Source organism: Paenibacillus sp. LT-B23, assembly GCF_059417685.1.
This window is the reverse complement of the sequence record NZ_JBSQBM010000001.1, coordinates 108,138-127,233: the sequence shown is the minus strand read 5'-3', so window position 1 is coordinate 127,233 and position 19,096 is coordinate 108,138. Positions and strand designations below refer to the sequence as shown.

Below are 19,096 nucleotides of genomic sequence, written 5' to 3'. Positions count from 1 at the left end.
TTCGGGTCGAACTACTGAACCAGACGGTACGTGTCGCGAGCAATAACCAGCTCTTCGTTCGTCGGAACGATCAATACATCAACCTTCGAATTTGCTGTTGTAATCCGGCGAGGCTCGCCAGAACGAATAGCGTTCAACGATTCATCCAGCTCGATACCGAGGAATGTCAATTGCTCCAACACTCTCTTACGCAGAACGACGGAGTTTTCGCCTACACCTGCCGTGAATACGATCACGTCTACCCCATTCATTGCCGCGGCATACGAACCAATGTATTTGCGCAGACGGTATTCATACATTTCAAATGCCAATGTAGAATTAGCTTCGCCTTTTTCCATACCTTCCGTGATTTCACGCATATCACTGCTGATACCGGAAATAGCCAAAAGTCCACTGTGCTTGTTCAGCATGGAGTTGACTTCATTGACGGTCAATTCTTGTTTGTTCATCACATAAGGCACGATTGCCGGGTCCAAATCACCACTACGTGTCCCCATCATAAGTCCTTCCAGTGGAGTCATACCCATGGAAGTATCTACGGACAAACCGCCTTGAACCGCTGTTACACTACCACCGTTACCGATGTGACAAGTGATGATTTTCAACTCTTCCAAAGGACGACCGACGAATTTGGCAGCTTCTTTGCTTACATAATCATGGGAAGTACCGTGTGCACCGTAGCGACGAACCTTGTACTTATTGTACAACACTCTTGGAATGGCGTACATATAAGCTTTTTCAGGCATCGTTTGATGGAACGAGGTATCAAATACAACAACCTGCGGTACATCAGGCATATTCAATTCAGCCGCTTTAATACCCATCATAGAGGCCGGGTTATGCAATGGCGCAAGGTCGAACAAGCGGCGGATTTCACTCTTCGCTTCAGGCGTTACAACCGCTGACTGCTTGAAGATTTCGCCTCCATGAACAACGCGGTGTCCCACAGCCTGAATTTCGCTAGTGCTGGAGATTACACCATGTTCCGCATCAGTGAGTGCATTCAGCACTTTGCGGATCGCTGTAGTATGCTCCAGAATTTCGCTAACCTCAGTGTATTCTTCTTTGTTGGTTGGCTTATGCGTCAGGATGGATGAATCCATACCGATGCGCTCGACCAATCCTTTTGCCAGAACGGACTCGTCCGTCATATCATACAGCTGGTATTTCAGGGAAGAACTCCCTGCATTAATTACGAGAATTTTCATACCCGGTCACCATCCTTGTCGTACTTAAAGAAGCCTTCGCCTGATTTCACGCCCAGATTACCTGCACGCACCATTTTCTTCAGGACGATGGACGGACGATATTTCAATTCGCCGAATTCACGGAACATGCGCTCCAGAGCAGCCAAAACGGAATCCAGACCAAAGCGGTCAGCCATTTCCAAAGGACCGCTTTGGAAGCTGTAGCCGATTCGCATAGCATCGTCGATATCTTCAGCGGAAGCTACGCCCTCTTGAAGAACATGAGCTGCTTCATTAATCAGCAGGCAAATGATACGGCTTGTTACAAAGCCCGGGGATTCATAAATCATAACCCCTTTTTTCTCCACTACTTCTTCAACAAACATTTTTGTGTTTTCAAACGTATCGTCCGAAGTTTTCAAGCCACGAATAATTTCCACAAGATCAATGCGGGATACTGGATAGATAAAGTGCATGCCAATAACACGCTCAGGATACTTGGTCGAGCTGGCAAGCTCGGTCAGGCTCAGCGTGGATGTATTACTTGCAAGAATAATGTTGTTTGGACACACATAGTCCAGTTCTTGGAAAACAGCTTTCTTCTCGTCCAGATTTTCTGTAATGGTTTCAATGACCATGTCACAGCTTCCAAGCTCAGCCAAATGGGAAACTTTCTGGATGCGGGATAAAATCAATTTTTTCTCCGCTTGTGTGATTGCCCATTTTTCCAGTTGCTTGTCCAGACTCGTTTCAATCATATTGTAGGCGTAGTCTAGTTTCTCTGGTGTCTGCTCTACCAACAGCACATCAATTCCTTTGGACGCGAGCATTTCAGAAATACCCTGTCCCATGGTGCCGCCGCCGATGACGCCGATTTTTTTAAATTGCATGGTTCTTTACTCCACCCTTTCCTGGTCACTCTCTTATATTGTATCCTTCTTTGTCGAAAAATACATGTTTATGTCCCAATAGATAATAATATCTTAGCACGGACTAAAAGTAAAAAAAAATAACCAGCATAAAAAATTATGCTGGTAATAGAGCATTTTCACTAAATTGACATCTAAATTGATCCCCAGACAGGGTTTCTTCCTTCATGAGGATGTCAAGAGAGTTGTCGAACACTGGACGATGCTTTTCGAGCAACTCCAAAGTACGGCTATGCAGGTCGTCCATAATCTCACCATTTTCGCGCATGAGCTCTTCTTTTGTTACCATTTCCATGTTAATAATACCGAGTGAAGTCAAACCGGAAGTCATCATCGTATGAACAATGTTCAGCGCCTGCTCAAAATCGTTACTAGAGCCTGTACTGCGACCGCCATAGTACATTTCTTCCGCCGTAGCCCCTGCGAGCGAGATCATGATCTGCTCCTCCAGGAACTGCTTGGTATACAAATAATGCTCTTGCTGTGGATTGTGCCGCACATAGCCGAGCGCTTTCCCACGCGGGCTAAGTGCTACCTGGCTGACACTGCCCGGACGAACGATTTCAGCCATAATAGCATGTCCCAGTTCATGAATCGCTACACGTTTTTTCTCTTCCAGCGTGGATTCACGATCCGTTTTCTCACCCATCATCACCTTGTCAATTGCCATCGACAGATGCTTTTGCGCAATCATTTCCTGTTCCTGTCTCATCGCATAGATTGCCGCTTCGTTCATGACACTTTCCAGCTGTGCACCGGAAAACCCGTAGGATTCCTCAGCAATTTTGTCCAGATTCGCATCTTCCTGAATCGGTTTGTTTTTGGCATGGATTTTAAGAATATGAAGACGGCCCTTCTTATCAGGCAAATCCACTTGAATATGACGGTCAAAACGCCCTGGACGCGTTAAGGCGCTGTCCAGCATTTCTTTACGGTTTGTAGCTGCAATGATCAAAATGCGTGGAGTATCTGCCGAATAAATGCCGTCCATTTCTGTCAGCAACTGATTCAAGGTTTGGTCATATTCACGCTGCTGTCCACCCTCACGCTTGCCGCCAATCACGTCGATCTCGTCAATAAAAATAATGGCATTTTCTTTCTTTTCCTTGGCTGCACGAGTGCGGGCCTCCCGAAACAGCTCACGGACACGGCCTGCACCGACACCCACGTACATTTCAACAAACTCACTGCCTGAAGCGGCAACAAATACGGAATTGGTATAGTGCGCTGCTGCCTTCGCCATCAATGTTTTCCCGGTTCCCGGAGGGCCTGTAAGCAAAACACCTTTTAATGGACGAATGCCAAACTTGGAAATTTCATCATGCCGATTCAAAAAATCCAGCGCTTCGCGCAGCTCCTGCTTGGCGCTTTCTTGCCCACCGATTTCCTCAAAAGTCAGCTTGTCCGGGCCATTCTTTTTGCGTTTACGTTCTTGCCCGGCCCCTACAGCCAAGCCTCCACGTGCATGCATGAGCATTAACAAGCCGCTGAGCATCAAACCTGCGATAAGAAAAGGGATAATATTCACCCCGATAAAAATGAGAAATATAATGGTCACCGGCACAATGCCGATTAGTGCTTCCTTGATCCATCTAGGCATTAGACCATACCCCCATTTGCTGAGATTGACGTGGCAAAACGATAAACTTGGTCGCTTTGCCTTCGCTGAGTCGGATATAGACGTTGTTTGAATCCATATCGGTATCGGCCTCGATACCGGCTTTTTTCTTTTTCATCTGCTCGACGGTAGATGAAATTTGGGTGTATTTTTTATTTTCCATCGCTTCCGCTACCGGAAACATAGCCTCAGACCACCACTGGTTCAACGCTGGATTAGAATGATCCGCAATTTCCAGCTTAACTGTACGGCTGCCAATGATGGACTGTCCTTTTTGCTTAACTACATTGACCAATCCGGCGACATCTGCCTGCGGTTTGAGATCCAGATTCAAAACAACCTGATCCGGTTTAATATCTATTTGAGCGCTTGTCACGCCGGGATATTGGGAAACCAGTTTTTCCAGAGGACTTTGCATTGTAACCTGACGGTAAATGAACCATCCTCCAAACAACAGCGATGCTGCCAGAACCGCCGCAACAACGATAGGAACTGCACGAAATTTCAAATAACATCCTCCTCTCAAAATGTGAAAACCCAGAAGAAACGGGACGAATGTCAACAAACAACCAGACTGCATGATCTTACAATGATCCGCAAGTCTTTTTCTATCATTTTTGTCTATCACTTATAAAATATAGTATATCATAACGTATATCTAATATCGAAGGCAATGTGTGGGTGAGTTGTGGTTGGGCAAAATCATTGGTTATGGCTGTAATGTGTGACGCTGCGTGTAGGATTTGATCTTACGATCGCTGTTGCCATAGGATTCTTTTGATTAAATAAAACATTTAACGGTTAGAATCCCATGACAAAGGCGAACGCTATCGCTTCTCCAGATTCAAATCCTCCACTCCGCTACTGCACAGCCATAAAAGAATATTTCGCCTTATGAGGAAAGTTGGGTAGGTAAATATGCTTCGCTGGCTTGCAGCCAAGCTTAGCTTGAGGTGATAATAAAAAGACGTAAATACGAATTTTATCGTATTTACGTCTTTTTATTATTTATTTTGGCTTTTGATTGATCTTTATCATCTTCTTTGTTTCTTTGCTATTTTACTTTTCTGCATTTTCTTTGTCTTCTTTTCAGCACCTATTACCTTAGGGAAGTAGCTGGCTATAACCATATTGAAACGAAATTTACTTGCACCATTATAGCCCTTATATTGCATGGCGACCTAATACTACGTTTATACAAGAGGTCTATTACCTCACTATTAAATCTTTTAAAGGAACATCATCCCGCCGTCGATCAGAGGGGATTGTCCTGTCATGTAATCGGAATCGGGGCTTGCCAGAAAGGATACGAAGGCGGATACGTCTTCTGGTGTAGACAGACGGCCAAGGGCAATTTTGCTGCCGAATTCCTTGGTTGCATCCCCTGTAGCTTCGCCTTTGGATGCCGTAATTTCTTTATCGATACCGCTCCACATTGGGGTTTGTACAATGCCGGGGCAGTAGGCGTTAGCTGTAATACCATATTGGGCATATTCCTGAGCGGCGGTTTGTGTCAGGGCACGAACCGCGAATTTGGTCGCGGAGTAAATACCGAGATTGGCATTACCAACATGGCCTGCCTGAGAAGAGGCATTGATGATTTTACCACCATGACCCAACTCCTTGAACTTGGCAGCGGCTGCCTGAATGCCCCAAAGCACACTGGTCACATTGATGTGGAACAGCTTATCAAAATCAGCCAGCGTAACATCCTCCAATAGCTTGGCGGGAGCAATCCCTGCATTATTTACAATGACATCAAAGCCACCGAGCTTCTCAGATGCTTCCTTTACAGCCGCAAAAACCTGATCCCGGTCGGAAACATCGACTTTAAGGGCAAGCGATCGCCCTCCTGCCTTTGTAATCTCACCAGCAGCACTTTGCGCTGTTTCTTCATTTAAATCTACAACCGCCACTGCGAAGCCGTCTTGGCTCAGGCGTAAAGCAATAGCCCGTCCAATCCCTTGACCTCCACCCGCTACTAATGCAACTTTCCCATCCACTTTTCCCATGTCCATGAATCTCCTTTTTGTACAAGTAGTCATGATAACATAGCCACAAAATTATGGGTTACGTTAGTCTGCACCTATAATTAAACCATTATAAGGAAAAAATTATTATGATCTATGTAATATACTTCATATTTAACCTGTTTAAGGGAAATTCAAGTGATAGTTGAGCTTGAAAGATACATGCGGAGCCACTGCGCAGGCGGATGGTGCTTCCCATCGCTGTTGCCCCCGGATTTCTTGAATGAGTACACATGGGTAGAAATCCGGGAGGTGATGCTTTCGAAGCGAGCTTTCCTACGGAAAGCTTTTAAAGCGAACACTACCGCTTGTACAGCACCATTCCGCCTACTCCGTTTTTATGTACATTTTCGAGTTCGGCTTATATAACATTTTTTAAGTTAAACTCAATCAGTCATTCCATGATAAACACTTACCCAACAAAAAAAGCTAAAAAAGACGCAAATACGAATTTAAACGTATTTACGTCTTTTTTAGCTTCAACCATTCAAACTAGCCATTCTTTTTATAAGACAATGTCTTCTAAATTCACATATCTTTTTTAGTAAAAACGATTTTCCAGTTCATACAGAATTAGTTTGGTGTAAAACCCAAAACGGAGACAAGCGCAGCGGCGTCCGTAGCCCCTACCCCCACCTCCCATGAAAAGATGGTGTTTGGAGTGACTCCATGGCGGTCAGCCAGCGGAGTGGGCCATTTGAATCTGAAGAAGCGAAGCGTTCGCCTTTGCCGCCGGATTTTCCCCATAAGAATCTAATCGAAAAAAATCCGGCGGCAACAGCGATCGTAAGATCAAATGGACTACGCAGCGCTCCTAACACTCCAATACCACCAATCCCCATTCTAAACACACTCTAGTAATTGGGCAAAGTATACTTTACCCCCACCGATCCCCCATCCGAGAAGCGATAAAAGGTATAGTAATGATGACTGCCGTCATCATAAAACAGCTGCCACACATATTGACCGTTAAACACACTCGGCTGAAGACTCACAATATCTGCACCCGGAAGCTGCTGCTGGATCATCGCCGTCATTTTTTGCTCGTCGACTCCGTTTTTCAGTAGCTCGGTATGAACACCACTATTATCTGTGACAGGTACATTCGGTTGGCCCTCCACTTTTTGAAAAGGAACCCACACCATAATATTTTCGTTCTGAGCATTTTCCCCTTGAACTACCCAATATACCTGATCCCACACCGACTTCCACGTCTGCGTCGTGCTGACCAGACCACCCGATTGCTTGGCCTTTACGATAGCGGCATTTCTCTCAGTCACCTGGTCTTGAGTAACATAGGAATAATACCAGAAAATGCTGACCAGGATCAGTATGACGGCCAGAATGGCGACCGCTATCCATTTCTTCTTATTTTTCAAACCTGTGCTTCCTCTCTAAGGGGATGTGACACCTGAATTAGCGCGACAGCAGCCCTTCAAAGGCGGCTTGGGCCTCATGCTTGATACGTTCCTCATCCATAGTCAGGCACTCTCCGTTTTTCACAACCTGACGACCGTCTACCCATACATGAGCCACGTCTTTGGCGCTTGCAGAATATACGGCATGGGAAATGAGATCCGTACGCGGCAAGAAATGCGCCTGATTCAGATCGAGCGCGATAAAGTCTGCCTTGTTGCCTGCTGCCAGCACTCCTACCTCTTTCAAGCCAATCGACTTCGCTCCGTACTCCGTTGCCAGACGCAACGCCTCACCCGCAGGAACTGCGGTTGGGTCGCCAGATACTCCTTTGTGAATGAGCGCTGCCAGACGCATTTCCTCAAACATATCCAGGTTATTGTTACTGGCGGGACCATCTGTTCCGAGAGAGACAGTAACGCCTGCACGCAGCAGGTCAGGAACTCTTGCTACACCACTTGCGAGCTTCAAGTTGCTGCCTGGATTATGCGAAACCGCTACACCACGTTCAGCCAGCAAAGCTATTTCTTCGTCATTCAAATGAACGCCATGGGCAACAAGCGATGGACGGGAGAAAAAGCCGAGCTTATCCAGATGTGCAACCGGACGCAAGCCGTAGTCGCGTACGTTTTGCTCTACTTCGGCAATCGTTTCGGACATATGCGTATGCAACGGTAAGTCCAGATCATGCGCTGCCTGTACGAATTTTTCGATAAACGCAGGCGGGCACGTATACGGCGCATGCGGAGACATCATGGTCGTAATTCGACCGTCTGCTTTTCCATGCCAATTACGCGCAAAAGTCACAGCCTCAGCCAGCTTGATCCGCTGCTCTTCCTCTGAACATAGTCCAATCGCTCCACGCATCAGACTGGCACGGATGCCGGACTCTTCAGCTACACGAGCCACCTCGTCCATATGATCGTACATGTCCAGGAAAGTCGTTGTACCGCCTTTCAGCATTTCCAGCACAGACAAGGACGTACCCCAGTACACATCCGTAGACGTAAACTTGGCTTCCATCGGCCACATTTTTTCCTGAAGCCATACTTGGAGAGCCAGATCGTCCCCATACCCACGTAGCAGAGACATCGCCGCATGACCATGTGTATTCATCAGGCCAGGTAAAAACAGCAGCCCGTTACCGTCAATCGCGTCCGTCTCTTCCTCACCCGCTGGCAAAGTCTCGCCAATGTAGGTGATTCGGCTATCCTCCACGATCATATAGCCGTGGATTACCCCGGCTTCCGGTCTGTTCACGGCAAAGGAGCCGTTTTTAATCATCCATTTATTCGCTGTCATGTTGCGTATCTTCCTTTCCGTCCTCCAAATAATAAGCAAGGCTTAACAAATCCGTTGTAAAATCTGTGGCATGTACCCGAATGTTTGCCGGTGTCTTGAGAGTAGTGGGTGCAAAGTTCAAAATTGCTCCAATCCCACTCTCAATGAGCCTGTCAGCGACGTGCTGTGCTTCAAAATCCGGTACGGTAATAATCCCGATCCGAATGTTTTGTTCTTTCACGGTCGCTTCCAGTTCATCCATCGGCTGTACGACCAGCGTATTGATCCTGGTTCCAACTTTATCTGGAACAGCATCAAATACAGCTACAATTTTCATATTGTCTTTTAAATAAGCATTATAATTCGAAAGGGCTTGCCCCAGATTACCTGCTCCGACCAATACCACGTTAATTTGCTGGTCGATTTTCAGGATATGGCGTATTTTCTCGATAAGATAAGTAACATCATAGCCGATACCCTTACGGCCAAAATCTCCAAAATACGCGAGATCCTTACGAATTTGAGCCGGATTCAGATCCAGTCTTTGTCCCAGCTCCTGGGAAGAGACCGTAGTCACCTCCCGTTTGTGCAGTGCATTCAGATAACGTAAATATACGGGTAACCTCCGTACGACAGCCTCTGAAATTTTATCTGATTTCATACTTGCTCCCCCTAATTGTAACGGACATGTTTAGATGTCCGTCCGTTATGCCTCTGTCTCCGGGGCGGATTGGAGCCATTCGGCGATGCGAGGCACCATTTGCTCCGTCGGCATATGCTCCATTTTTGGTCCCGGTAATGAGTACAAAAAATGCTTCCCGTAATAGGATTCGATCACACGCGTATCGTAAACGATAACGACCCCGTGGTCGCTCGCCGTACGTACCAAACGTCCAAATCCCTGTTTGAAGCGAATGACAGCCTGTGGAACAGACAGCTTCATAAAAGGATTTTTCTTCTGCTGCTGGAGTAGCTCACTTTTAGCCTCCAGCAGCGGGTGATTGGGCGGTTGGAACGGCAAGCGCACGATGGCCAGACACGTTAGCGCTTTGCCCGGAATATCGACGCCTTCCCAGAAGCTGCTGGTTCCCAGCAACACAGAAGCTTTGGCTTCCTGAAAACGTCGGGTCAGCTTGCTGCGGCTTCCACTGTCCACGCCCTGCCCCAGCACAGTGATGTCGCTGGAAGACAACGCCTCTTTAAGCGGCTCATACACCTGCCGGAGCATGCGGTAGGAAGTAAAGAGAACGAGCATTCTCCCCCGCGTCGCTTGAGCAGTCGCGCCTAGCGAGCTGACGAGCATATCTACAAAATGCTCATCTCCTACACTGCCCTTCACGCTCGGGAAATCCCTTGGAATGACTAGCAGCACCTGATCCCTGTAGTTAAAGGGTGACGGGAGCTGCGTAGTCATCAGCCGTCCTTGATCTGCGGCCTCCTGCAAGCCGAGCTGATCGGTCATGTACTGAAACGACTTATCCACCGATAAGGTAGCAGATGTCAGAATAATGCTTCTTTTTTTGTCAAAAAACATTTCTTTCAGCTGGCGGCTCACATCGACGGGCACCGCATAAAATTGCAGCGACTTGCTGCGGAATTGCCCGCTCGCTTCAAGCCAGTATACGGTCGTTTCATCATCCAGCCGTATGAAAAAGCGCAAGCTTTCCCTAATGCCTGCCAAATCCTTGAGCAGCCCCGTGATATCCGTAATGAGGCTGTCAGCCGCATAATCGTCATGTTCTTCCTTCACATCGAGCATCAGCTTGTCGCCCTTGCGCAAAATTTCGCTCATCGTTACATAAAGCTGATTTTCCAGCGCAGCCGCCTGATCCCACTTGGCAGGCTTGGCCGATGGCTTGAGACGGGAAGAAAACTGCCCTGTTTCGCCCGGTGTCGCATCACTTCGCTCTGGCAGCATGCCAAACAGCTTGTCGCTCAGCAAATCCCAAGACTCCTTAACCTCCAGCACGAGCGGATATAACTGGTCGATAGTAGTGGCCCAATCCGTCGACTTCTCATGCCCCGACTTTGCCAACTGCTGACGCAGCGAAGGCAATTGTCCGTTCTTGCTGTCCTTGAACAACCGGGTCAGCGTATGCACGAGTGTGAAATATTTCATATGCATGCCCAGATGCTTTCCAGCAACTTCCTCCAGGTGATGGGCTTCATCAATCACCAGATGCTCATAGCTCGGCAATAGCTGATGACTTGCTTTTACGTCCGTGAACAGCTTGGAGTGATTCGTAATAACCACATCCGCTATTCCCGCCTCATGGCGCGCACGATGATAAAAGCATTTGCGGAACCACGGACATGAACGACCAAGACAGGACTCGGAATCACTGGCCACCGTTTCCCAAAAATCTCCGCCACGATTACTCAGATTGAGTTCTTCATCATCGCCGGTTTCCGTCAACGTCAGCCAGACGATCATCTGGGCGGCTGTAATTAAATCTTCCTTCGGCGTTGCGAAGTCTCTTCTGTTTATTTTATGTTCAAACTTACGCAGACACAAATAATGTCCCCGGCCCTTAAAAATGGCAGCCCGGAACGGGAACGGGATCACCTTGGTCAGCATCGGAATATCACGCTCGCGTAATTGCTCCTGCAGGTTGATCGTATGCGTACTTACCATGACTCGCTGTCCATTTTTCACACTGTGATACAGCGAAGGGAGCAAATAACCAAGGGACTTGCCTGTCCCCGTACCCGCCTCGATCAACAGGTGCTTGTCTTCACTCAGCGCCTGATTCACACCCTCAATCATTTGCGTCTGCGCTTCGCGCTCCTCATATTGACTCAAGGATGAACGTAAATTGTCTCGCACATCATCCATGTATTCCTCAAAGGAAATACCTGCCAGCGGATTGGGGTCGTCTTCTCTGCGAGGGGCATTTAGCTCCGTCCAATCCTCCACCTTCAGTGCAAGCTGACGAAAAAACTGATGACCCTCCAAATCCTGAATAGGATCATGCTCTTTGTCTTCACGCACCCCGTCCAAAAACCATCCGAGGTCACTGTCTTCCTCTGCGAACAAATCACTGAGCCGCTGTATCGTAATCAAAGGCAGCGCATGAAGCTCATCCAGACATTTTAAAAACACCTCAGCCGTAGCCAACGCGTCGCTGTCTGCTTGATGAGGTCGGTCATGCGCCAGCCCAAACTCAGAAGAAACAAAACCCAACTGATAGGAAGATAGCGATGGAAACATGATTTTCAGAAAATCCATCGTATCCAAAATCCTGCCGGTAAACGGCAAGTATCCGCACCGATCCAAAGCGTTTTGCAAAAAATTAAAATCAAACGCCACATTATGACCGACCAGTACGACATCGTCCAGCATAGGCACAAGCTCCATCATCATCTCTTCGAGCGGAGGAGCATCCTTGACGTCATCGTCTGTAATCCCGGTCAACCCGGTAATAAAAGGCGGAATGGATCTGCCAGGGTTCACATAAGAACCGTAAACACGGGAAATGCTGTTATCATGATCTATAATTGCAAGTCCGACTTGAATGATGTCATCCGCGGACTGGGTGCCTGTAGTTTCAAAATCCAATACCGCAAATTTCATTCAACTTAATCCTTTCTTTTGACACATACAAAAATAATAACTCTGTATAACAGCATAGCAGAAGATCGCCTGTTTGGAAATTAAGACAGCCAAAAAAGACGATGCACACGCCGCCTGGGGAGGTGGGTATGCATCGTCTCGCTCGGTGTCTGACAACTATAGCCAGGTCATCATGGAGCTGTCGTACCGAAGCATTCCGGCACCGGACAAACAGGCTTCCATATTGTGCAACGGCTCGGGCAAAGCAGGATCGAACTGATGCGCGAGAGCAAAACATTTTTGTGCCTCCTCTACATCAGCCTGCTTCGCCATAAGACAGCCCAGCGCATTATAAATGACCGCTTTCAGCCCGGGCTGGTCTGTCAGGTGCAGCACCTTCTGAAAATGGCGTACAGCCTCCACTGTGTCCTCCAGTTGGAAATACGCCATCCCCATATACATCTGGCTTTGCCAACTGTTCGGAAAATGCTGTAGCACCTGTTCAAATTGGCGGATGGCCTCAGGATACATGAGCAGTCGATAATACCCTTGACCCCGAGTAAAAGCTGGCAGCTCCTTTTCAGGCAGCTCAGCGTCAGACATACCAGACTCCGCGGAAAAACCTGCAGCACGCAGGCGAACCATTTTTTCCTCAAAGGCCAGCCATTCATCCATAATTCCGTCACTCATTCTCCGCAGCAAGCTCCAGTGCTGTAGCAGCTCCTGCCTGCGGGAGCCCTGGGCTGATGGGTAATGCTTCACGATATCATCTAACATGCTGTTCATTTCTGCGAATACATGCTGGAACATGTGCATCCCGCCCTTACGAAAGATGGATTAATACACTCACATTTTTCGCTTAAAGGACGGGTTTCATCCGCACTCCCATTCATTACATGATCGTAGCGTGTACTTCCTTGTTCGCCGTTTGGGCGGGTTTATTATGTTCATCGACGAATACAACGGTCGGTTTGTATGTTTTGGCCTCTTCATTCGACATGCAAGCGTAGGAAATAATAATGACCGTATCACCAGGCTGCACCAAACGCGCTGCTGCGCCGTTGAGACAAATCACACCGCTACCACGCGGTCCGGGGATAACGTAAGTTTCCAGCCGGGCTCCATTGTTATTGTTCACAATTTGAACCTTTTCATTCTCCAGCAGATCGGAAGTCTCCATCAGATCCTCATCAATAGTAATACTGCCCACATAGTTAAGGTTGGCTTCGGTAACCGTTGCCCGGTGAATTTTGGATTTCATCATCGTTCTAAACATGGGAAAGCACCTCCGCCTTCTGTATTCTCATATTATCAATCAGTCGAGTGTTCCCAAACTTTACAGCCAGCGCTACAATGATGTCTTCTTCGACATCACTTAGTCGCTGCTCGGGAAGAAGGGGCTCCAGACTTGGAAAGGTCAAGATTTCAATGTAGTCAATGTCAGCCAATGGTGAGGAGGTAATCTTAGTCTCCACCATTTGGTATAACTGACGGATCGTAAACGTGTTCTGCACATCATCTTCGCTCACTTCACGCACCTTGCGCAGTGACTGTGACAGCACCAACGCCTCCTCCCGCTGTTCCGCGCTCAAATACACATTACGCGAGCTGAGGGCCAAACCGTCGGCCTCTCTGACGATAGGACAAGGAACGATGGTCACGTTCATATTGAGGTCGTTCACCATCTGCTGGAGCACCGCTACCTGCTGCGCATCCTTCATGCCGAAGAAGGCCAGATCAGGACCTATCATGTTAAAAAGCTTGGCAACTACGGTGGTCACACCATCAAAATGTCCTGGACGGGAAGCGCCACATAACCGATCCGTCAAAGCAGATACGCTTATTTTCGTACGGGTTGGCTGTGGATACATTTCTGCTACAGTTGGTAAAAATACGATATCCACGCCCTCACGCCGCGCCACCTCTAAATCACGCGCTTCATCGCGGGGGTAGCTATCGAGATCCTCGTTAGGTCCGAATTGAATCGGGTTTACAAAAATGCTAAGTACCACCGTATCTGCCATTTCACGCGCCTTGTGCATCAAGCTCGCATGGCCTTCATGTAAATACCCCATCGTCGGCACAAAGCCGACTGTATGTGGCCGTATAGCAGCGGAACCTTGTTCCGCTTTTGCTCCGTCTGCGCCGAGCTGTCGGCGTTCAGCAATGGCCTGCCGCAGCTTAGCCACTTCTCTTACGATAATCATGACCGGGATTCCACCTTTTCCTTAGCTTGTTCCTCTTGTTCTTCTTGTTCCTGCACTTGCGCCTTTTCCTGACCTTTCTTATGGCCGTAGAGAGCCTCTACAACACTGTCGTCGGCGCTGAACACATGCTCTTCAGCCGGAAAGGCCCGCCCCTTCACATCGCTCACATACTGCTCAATGCTACTACGGATCAAGCCGCCGACATCGGCATAGGTTTTGACAAAACGTTTGCTGTAATAAGGCGATGCATATTGAATCAGATCGTGATAAACAAGCACCTGACCGTCACACCCGCGTCCTGCACCAATACCGATGGTCGGAATGGACAGTTCTTTGGAAATTGCCGCTGCCACTTCCTCGGTCACCAACTCCAGCACGATGCCAAAGGCACCCGCCTGCTCCAGCGCCTTGGCGTCTGCCATCAGCCGCCGTGCGTCCGCTTCGTCCTTGCCTTGAATGCGGTAGCCGCCAAGCTGATTAACCGACTGCGGTGTAAGGCCGATATGACCAAGCACGGGTACACCTGCCTGAACAGTCGCTTTTACGACGTCGGCAATTTCTGCGCCGCCCTCCAATTTGACAGCATGCGCATGTCCTTCCTGCATCAGACGGCGGATGCCCTGGAGGCTTTCCGACACGCTGCCGTGATATGTCATAAACGGCATGTCCGCTACAATAAACGTATGCTCCACGCCTCTCGCTACCGCTCGGGAATGATACACGATATCATCCAATGTTACGGGAATGGTCGAATCATAGCCGAGAACGACGTTGCCCAGCGAGTCACCCACGAGAATCATATCAATTCCCGCCTCCTCGGCTATTTTAGCCGATGGATAATCGTAGGCGGTCAGCATACTGAGCGGAATGCCCTCCTGCTTCATTTTTTTCATTTTCACAATGTTCAGTGCGTGCTTTCCTGCCATGGTACATGGCTCCCTTCCATCTTTTTTTGGCACAAAAAATAACCTTTTATGAACGCCTGTACATTTGCGTCATCAAAAGGTCCGAACAGCCAAAAAAGACACTCATTTTGAGATCGTCCCTTCTGTCTCGGTCCTGTTCGGCTCAGAGCAGAATCCAACGTAACCTTCAAATGAAGTTATGATGGTCTAACTTGCTTGCAGTGGTGGAGCATGTGCCCCGGAGTGCAGCTCGGACCGTCCGATGCCGCCTCCTGCACAGTATAACAAAAAACATCAGCTTTTTCACGTGAAGTTTTGCATAGAAAAAGAACAATTGTAGTCGCTATGCTCAGCTAAGGCTACACCTGCAATTGTACATCACCGGAAACGATCTGTATTCGCTCTCCCTGCTCCGTTTCAACCACTAGTGCACCGGAAGGGTCCAAACCGATGGCTGTACCTTCTACCGCTTTCCCTTGTCCCGTATGTGCCCGCACGAAGCGATTCATCGTCACGGATAGCGCCTCCCACAGCATCGCGACTGGCTGAAAGCCCTCATCCGCATATAACGCACATAGCTGCTCCATCTCTTCCAGCACGGCAGCAATTAGTGCCGTACGGTCGATTTCGCGACCAGCCTCTATTTTCAGGGATGTCCCCAACCTTGATAGCTCATCCGGGTAATCCTCTGTATTTAAATTAACATCAATACCGATACCTGCAATACAGTAGCGGACACGCTGATCCTCTGTTGCAGATTCCAGCAAAATACCGCACACTTTGCGACCATGAACCAGCAGATCATTCGGCCACTTGATGCCAGCTTCCACACCCGTCAACCGACGAATGGCCCTACATATCGCTACGCCTGTAAGCAGCGTCAACTGCGGAGTAAAGGCCAAGGGCTGGTTCGGACGCAATACAATGCTCATCCAGACGCCTTTGCCCCGAGGTGAAAACCACTTTCGGCCCAAACGTCCCCGCCCCGCCGTCTGTTCCTCCGCCAACACTACCGTCCCCTGCGGTGCCCCCTCTTCTGCCAGACGCATCGCATCCTGCTGGGTGGATACCGTCGAGTCCAACACAACGATACGCTGTCCAAACGTTTGGGTAGTTAGCATATATGCCAGTTTGGAGACCTCCAACCGATCGGGTCGGGAAACAATCCGATAGCCCCGACGCGAGGAAGCTTCAATGTTGTAGCCCAGCTCACGCAGCTTGTTGATCTGCTTCCATATAGCCGTACGGCTAACCGAGAGGCGACGGCTGATTTCCTCCCCGGATACGTAATCGGATGGATCTTCCTCCAGTATGCCTAATAGTCTTTCATGATTATTCACTACTCATCACCCGTTTCGCTTCTTGAAGCAATGCTTCTAATTCATTTGGAATATCTCCGCAGGCGGCAGCCAGCAAAAGTCGTTCCATCGTCTGACCCAGCCAAGGACCACCCGGTCGATTCATCGCCTGAACCAATTCATTTCCAGTAATATTTAAATCTTTGATACGAACAACTGCGGCATCCTTAGTCCACGCCTCTGCCAGCTCTGCCATTCTCGCTACATGCTTTTCTGCCCGTGGGGGTAATCCACGAAACGAAGCAGGCAATGACTTATAAAGCTGTAGCCAGTCAGACGAGATATCCCGTCCCCATTTAATTAACAGTCGAATCCAGCTACGGCGTAACGCCTCATCGTTGATTCCTTCACCTTCCACCGAAGTGGAACTGTCTGCTATCGAAACAGCACTGTCCGTTAACACGCGCTCCCATTCCAACAGATGCACCAACCGTAAGCGTACACCGTTGGAGAAAGTCCATGCTCTTAACAGCTCGTCCGCTGCCTCTGAGGTAAGTCTGCAAGACAGCAACAGTAACCCCCACCGCAGTTCTTCCGGCAGTTGTACCATTCCACCGAGCGTCTGAGCTTCGCATTGTTCCCAGGGAACCGGAACCTTCGTACACGAGAGCAAGCCGCTTCGACCCAGCATTTCCAGTCCACGCAAAGGGTCTGGCCCTGCCAGCATCTTTTCCAGCTCAACACGCACACGTTCCATCGCAATGTAACGAAGTCCCTCTTTACGACGGATCATGCCTTTCCATGTGTTATAGGCTATACGAAACCGGAATACGGAGGCAAAACGAATGCAACGTAGCATTCGCAGCCCATCCTCCTCAAATCGTTCCTCAGCTCGTCCTACACAACGAACAATAGCGGCACGCAAATCGACTTCCCCTCCGAACGGGTCCACCGTTTCCCCATGTTCATTCATGGCAATCGCGTTCATCGTGAAATCCCGCCGCATCAGGTCTTCGCGGATATCCTTCACGAAAGCGACTTCTGTCGGACGGCGATGGTCAGCATAACCGCTTTCTGTCCGAAAAGTAGTCACCTCGAACGGATGCCCACCCTGCATCACCGTAACCGTCCCATGCTGAATCCCAGTCGGAATTACATGGGGGAACAGTGCTATGACCTGTTCAGGTTCAGCCGATGTGGTCATATCCATATCATGAATAGCTCGGCCTAATAGTTCATCCCGCACACAACCGCCGACCCAGTAAGCCTCGTAGCCGGCTGTGGTTAGAATATGTATGACTTCCTTGCCATGAAGAGTCATCTCTGGGTCAGCATATTGCCAAGTGTTTATTTTCACAGGGTTTCCCCCTTTGCTTATAAAGTTTTCAAAAAGATTTATTATACAAATGACTTATCATAAAAAAAACGGACGCGAGTCCGCCTCCTTAAACGCTGATCGGTTTAAGATCCGGCACCTCGCGTCCCAACACACGGTAATATATTTCTTCATATTGACGAGTAATCAGCTTATCACAGAATACGGTACGAGCCCGCACCAGACAGGCTTCACGAAAACGCTCTGCCATCGCTTCATCCGATAACAGCTGCACCGCATATTCCGCCATCGCCTCGGTATTGCCGATTTCAGCAAGATAACCTGTACTCCCGTGAACAACCAGTTCAGGCACGCCTCCTGCCTCGGAACCAATCGTTGGCACTCCACAAGCCATCGCTTCCAGCGCAACCAGTCCAAAGCTTTCTTTTTCCGATGGAAGCAGCAGCACATCCGCCATGGAAATCACTTCAGCAATCTGATCCTGCTTGCCTAAAAAGAAAACCTTATCCTGCAAGCCCAGACTTTCGATTTTCCAGCGAATTTTCGGAAGGTCCGGTCCTTCCCCAACCAACAGTAGCTTTGCAGGTACTTTGCGTTGCACTCTTTCAAATATATCCAGCACGTCTCCCACTCTTTTGACAGGACGGAAGTTTGAAATGTGCATCATAATTTTTTCATTAGGCAGGGCAAAATCTCTCCGCAACGCAGCTGCATCCCGCGGATAATACACTCGTTTATCCACAAAATTGTAAGTCAAATCAATAGGGCGTGTAATCTCCAGCGCATCTATCGTCTCGCGAATCAAATCCTTGGAAACCGCTGTTACAGCATCACTTTTGTTGATTGCCAGCCGGATTAGATCCTTCAACGATTCATCCTGCGCCAACACCGTAATGTCTGTGCCGTGAAGCGTAGTTACCACTTTGAGATGGTCGCCCACCATTTCCTTCGCCAAATAAGCACATACCGCATGCGGTACAGCATAGTGAACATGGAGTACATCCAAATTTTTCATTTGTGCGACCTGAGCCATTTTGGTCGCCAGCGACAGATCATAAGGCGGATATCTGAACACGTAATAGTCGTTAACCTCAACCTCATGATAAAAAATATTTTTCTGGAATTCCCCGCCTAATCTGAACGGAATGCTATTGGCAATAAAATGGACCTCATGCCCTTTTTCGGCAAGCAGCTTGCCCAGCTCTGTAGCCACTACGCCGGAACCGCCCAACGACGGATAGCAGGTAATTCCGATTTTCAATTTGTCATTCAAGTTAAGCTGCCCCCTTCCGTCCACCGATGATGACTTTTCAATGTTTGTGACATACCAAATACA

17 protein-coding genes are annotated in these 19,096 nt (G+C 48.5%); all 17 read right to left on the bottom strand.

What is annotated here, in order from left to right; translation table 11 throughout:
- Positions 1 to 11: 11 nt before the first annotated feature.
- Positions 12 to 1,208 (bottom strand): acetate/propionate family kinase, encoded by a 1,197-nt coding sequence (locus tag ACWXW9_RS00660; protein ID WP_431088308.1) that lies wholly within the window; start codon positions 1,206 to 1,208, stop codon positions 12 to 14.
- Positions 1,205 to 2,077: a 3-hydroxyacyl-CoA dehydrogenase family protein gene (locus ACWXW9_RS00655; RefSeq protein ID WP_044648436.1), complete on the bottom strand. Its 873-nt coding sequence runs from the start codon at positions 2,075 to 2,077 to the stop codon at positions 1,205 to 1,207. The genes ACWXW9_RS00660 and ACWXW9_RS00655 overlap by 4 nt, the downstream gene beginning before the upstream one ends.
- A 136-nt stretch (positions 2,078 to 2,213) precedes the next feature.
- A complete protein-coding gene (locus tag ACWXW9_RS00650) occupies positions 2,214 to 3,716 on the bottom strand; it encodes an AAA family ATPase (protein WP_494927837.1) in 1,503 nt (500 codons plus the stop codon).
- Complete coding sequence (locus ACWXW9_RS00645; protein WP_494927836.1) at positions 3,709 to 4,242, bottom strand: hypothetical protein; 534 nt, start codon at positions 4,240 to 4,242, stop codon at positions 3,709 to 3,711. The genes ACWXW9_RS00650 and ACWXW9_RS00645 overlap by 8 nt, the downstream gene beginning before the upstream one ends.
- Positions 4,243 to 4,963: 721 nt before the next feature.
- Positions 4,964 to 5,746 (bottom strand): (S)-acetoin forming diacetyl reductase, encoded by a 783-nt coding sequence (locus ACWXW9_RS00640; RefSeq protein ID WP_494927835.1) that lies wholly within the window; start codon positions 5,744 to 5,746, stop codon positions 4,964 to 4,966.
- Positions 5,747 to 6,390: 644 nt separating this feature from the next.
- Positions 6,391 to 6,615, bottom strand: coding sequence for a hypothetical protein (locus tag ACWXW9_RS00635; RefSeq protein ID WP_494927834.1), 225 nt, complete (start codon positions 6,613 to 6,615; stop codon positions 6,391 to 6,393).
- A gap of 3 nt (positions 6,616 to 6,618) precedes the next feature.
- Positions 6,619 to 7,143 (bottom strand): cell wall elongation regulator TseB-like domain-containing protein, encoded by a 525-nt coding sequence (locus tag ACWXW9_RS00630; protein WP_494927833.1) that lies wholly within the window; start codon positions 7,141 to 7,143, stop codon positions 6,619 to 6,621.
- 37 nt (positions 7,144 to 7,180) lie between these two features.
- Positions 7,181 to 8,482 carry an amidohydrolase gene (locus tag ACWXW9_RS00625; RefSeq protein ID WP_494927832.1) on the bottom strand — a complete coding sequence of 434 codons (1,302 nt, stop codon included), beginning with the start codon at positions 8,480 to 8,482 and terminating at the stop codon, positions 7,181 to 7,183.
- Positions 8,469 to 9,122: a redox-sensing transcriptional repressor Rex gene (locus ACWXW9_RS00620; RefSeq protein WP_494927831.1), complete on the bottom strand. Its 654-nt coding sequence runs from the start codon at positions 9,120 to 9,122 to the stop codon at positions 8,469 to 8,471. Before ACWXW9_RS00620 ends, ACWXW9_RS00625 begins: the two co-directional genes overlap by 14 nt.
- Before the next feature lie 45 nt (positions 9,123 to 9,167).
- Entirely contained in the window at positions 9,168 to 12,035 is a 2,868-nt protein-coding gene (gene dinG / locus ACWXW9_RS00615; protein ID WP_494927830.1) for an ATP-dependent DNA helicase DinG, read from the bottom strand.
- 156 nt (positions 12,036 to 12,191) lie between these two features.
- Complete coding sequence (locus ACWXW9_RS00610) at positions 12,192 to 12,824, bottom strand: tetratricopeptide repeat protein (RefSeq protein WP_494927829.1); 633 nt, start codon at positions 12,822 to 12,824, stop codon at positions 12,192 to 12,194.
- A gap of 82 nt (positions 12,825 to 12,906) precedes the next feature.
- Positions 12,907 to 13,290, bottom strand: a complete 384-nt coding sequence (gene panD / locus ACWXW9_RS00605; RefSeq protein ID WP_494927828.1) for an aspartate 1-decarboxylase — start codon at positions 13,288 to 13,290, stop codon at positions 12,907 to 12,909.
- A complete protein-coding gene (gene panC / locus ACWXW9_RS00600) occupies positions 13,283 to 14,221 on the bottom strand; it encodes a pantoate--beta-alanine ligase (RefSeq protein ID WP_494927827.1) in 939 nt (312 codons plus the stop codon). The genes panD and panC overlap by 8 nt, the downstream gene beginning before the upstream one ends.
- Positions 14,218 to 15,147 carry a 3-methyl-2-oxobutanoate hydroxymethyltransferase gene (panB, locus tag ACWXW9_RS00595; protein WP_494927826.1) on the bottom strand — a complete coding sequence of 310 codons (930 nt, stop codon included), beginning with the start codon at positions 15,145 to 15,147 and terminating at the stop codon, positions 14,218 to 14,220. The genes panC and panB overlap by 4 nt, the downstream gene beginning before the upstream one ends.
- A gap of 338 nt (positions 15,148 to 15,485) precedes the next feature.
- Positions 15,486 to 16,466, bottom strand: a complete 981-nt coding sequence (locus ACWXW9_RS00590) for a biotin--[acetyl-CoA-carboxylase] ligase (RefSeq protein ID WP_494927825.1) — start codon at positions 16,464 to 16,466, stop codon at positions 15,486 to 15,488.
- Positions 16,459 to 17,781, bottom strand: coding sequence for a CCA tRNA nucleotidyltransferase (locus tag ACWXW9_RS00585; RefSeq protein ID WP_494927824.1), 1,323 nt, complete (start codon positions 17,779 to 17,781; stop codon positions 16,459 to 16,461). The genes ACWXW9_RS00590 and ACWXW9_RS00585 overlap by 8 nt, the downstream gene beginning before the upstream one ends.
- Positions 17,782 to 17,869: 88 nt before the next feature.
- The gene (gene bshA / locus ACWXW9_RS00580; RefSeq protein WP_494927823.1) at positions 17,870 to 19,033 is read right to left on the bottom strand and encodes an N-acetyl-alpha-D-glucosaminyl L-malate synthase BshA; all 1,164 of its coding nucleotides are present in this window, start codon (positions 19,031 to 19,033) and stop codon (positions 17,870 to 17,872) included.
- Between the last annotated feature and the right edge of the window lie 63 nt (positions 19,034 to 19,096).

Bases quoted from the DNA above. Each gene is read 5' to 3' on its own strand.
- ACWXW9_RS00640 (WP_494927835.1), bottom strand. From the start codon at position 5,746: ATGGGAAAAGTGGATGGGAAAGTTGCATTAGTAGCGGGTGGAGGTCAA.
- panC (WP_494927827.1), bottom strand. From the start codon at position 14,221: ATGATTATCGTAAGAGAAGTGGCTAAGCTGCGGCAGGCCATTGCTGAA.
- ACWXW9_RS00620 (WP_494927831.1), bottom strand. From the start codon at position 9,122: ATGAAATCAGATAAAATTTCAGAGGCTGTCGTACGGAGGTTACCCGTA.
- panB (WP_494927826.1), bottom strand. From the start codon at position 15,147: ATGGCAGGAAAGCACGCACTGAACATTGTGAAAATGAAAAAAATGAAG.
- ACWXW9_RS00625 (WP_494927832.1), bottom strand. From the start codon at position 8,482: ATGACAGCGAATAAATGGATGATTAAAAACGGCTCCTTTGCCGTGAAC.
- ACWXW9_RS00660 (WP_431088308.1), bottom strand. From the start codon at position 1,208: ATGAAAATTCTCGTAATTAATGCAGGGAGTTCTTCCCTGAAATACCAG.
- ACWXW9_RS00650 (WP_494927837.1), bottom strand. From the start codon at position 3,716: ATGCCTAGATGGATCAAGGAAGCACTAATCGGCATTGTGCCGGTGACC.
- dinG (WP_494927830.1), bottom strand. From the start codon at position 12,035: ATGAAATTTGCGGTATTGGATTTTGAAACTACAGGCACCCAGTCCGCG.
- ACWXW9_RS00655 (WP_044648436.1), bottom strand. From the start codon at position 2,077: ATGCAATTTAAAAAAATCGGCGTCATCGGCGGCGGCACCATGGGACAG.
- ACWXW9_RS00610 (WP_494927829.1), bottom strand. From the start codon at position 12,824: ATGTTCCAGCATGTATTCGCAGAAATGAACAGCATGTTAGATGATATC.
- panD (WP_494927828.1), bottom strand. From the start codon at position 13,290: ATGTTTAGAACGATGATGAAATCCAAAATTCACCGGGCAACGGTTACC.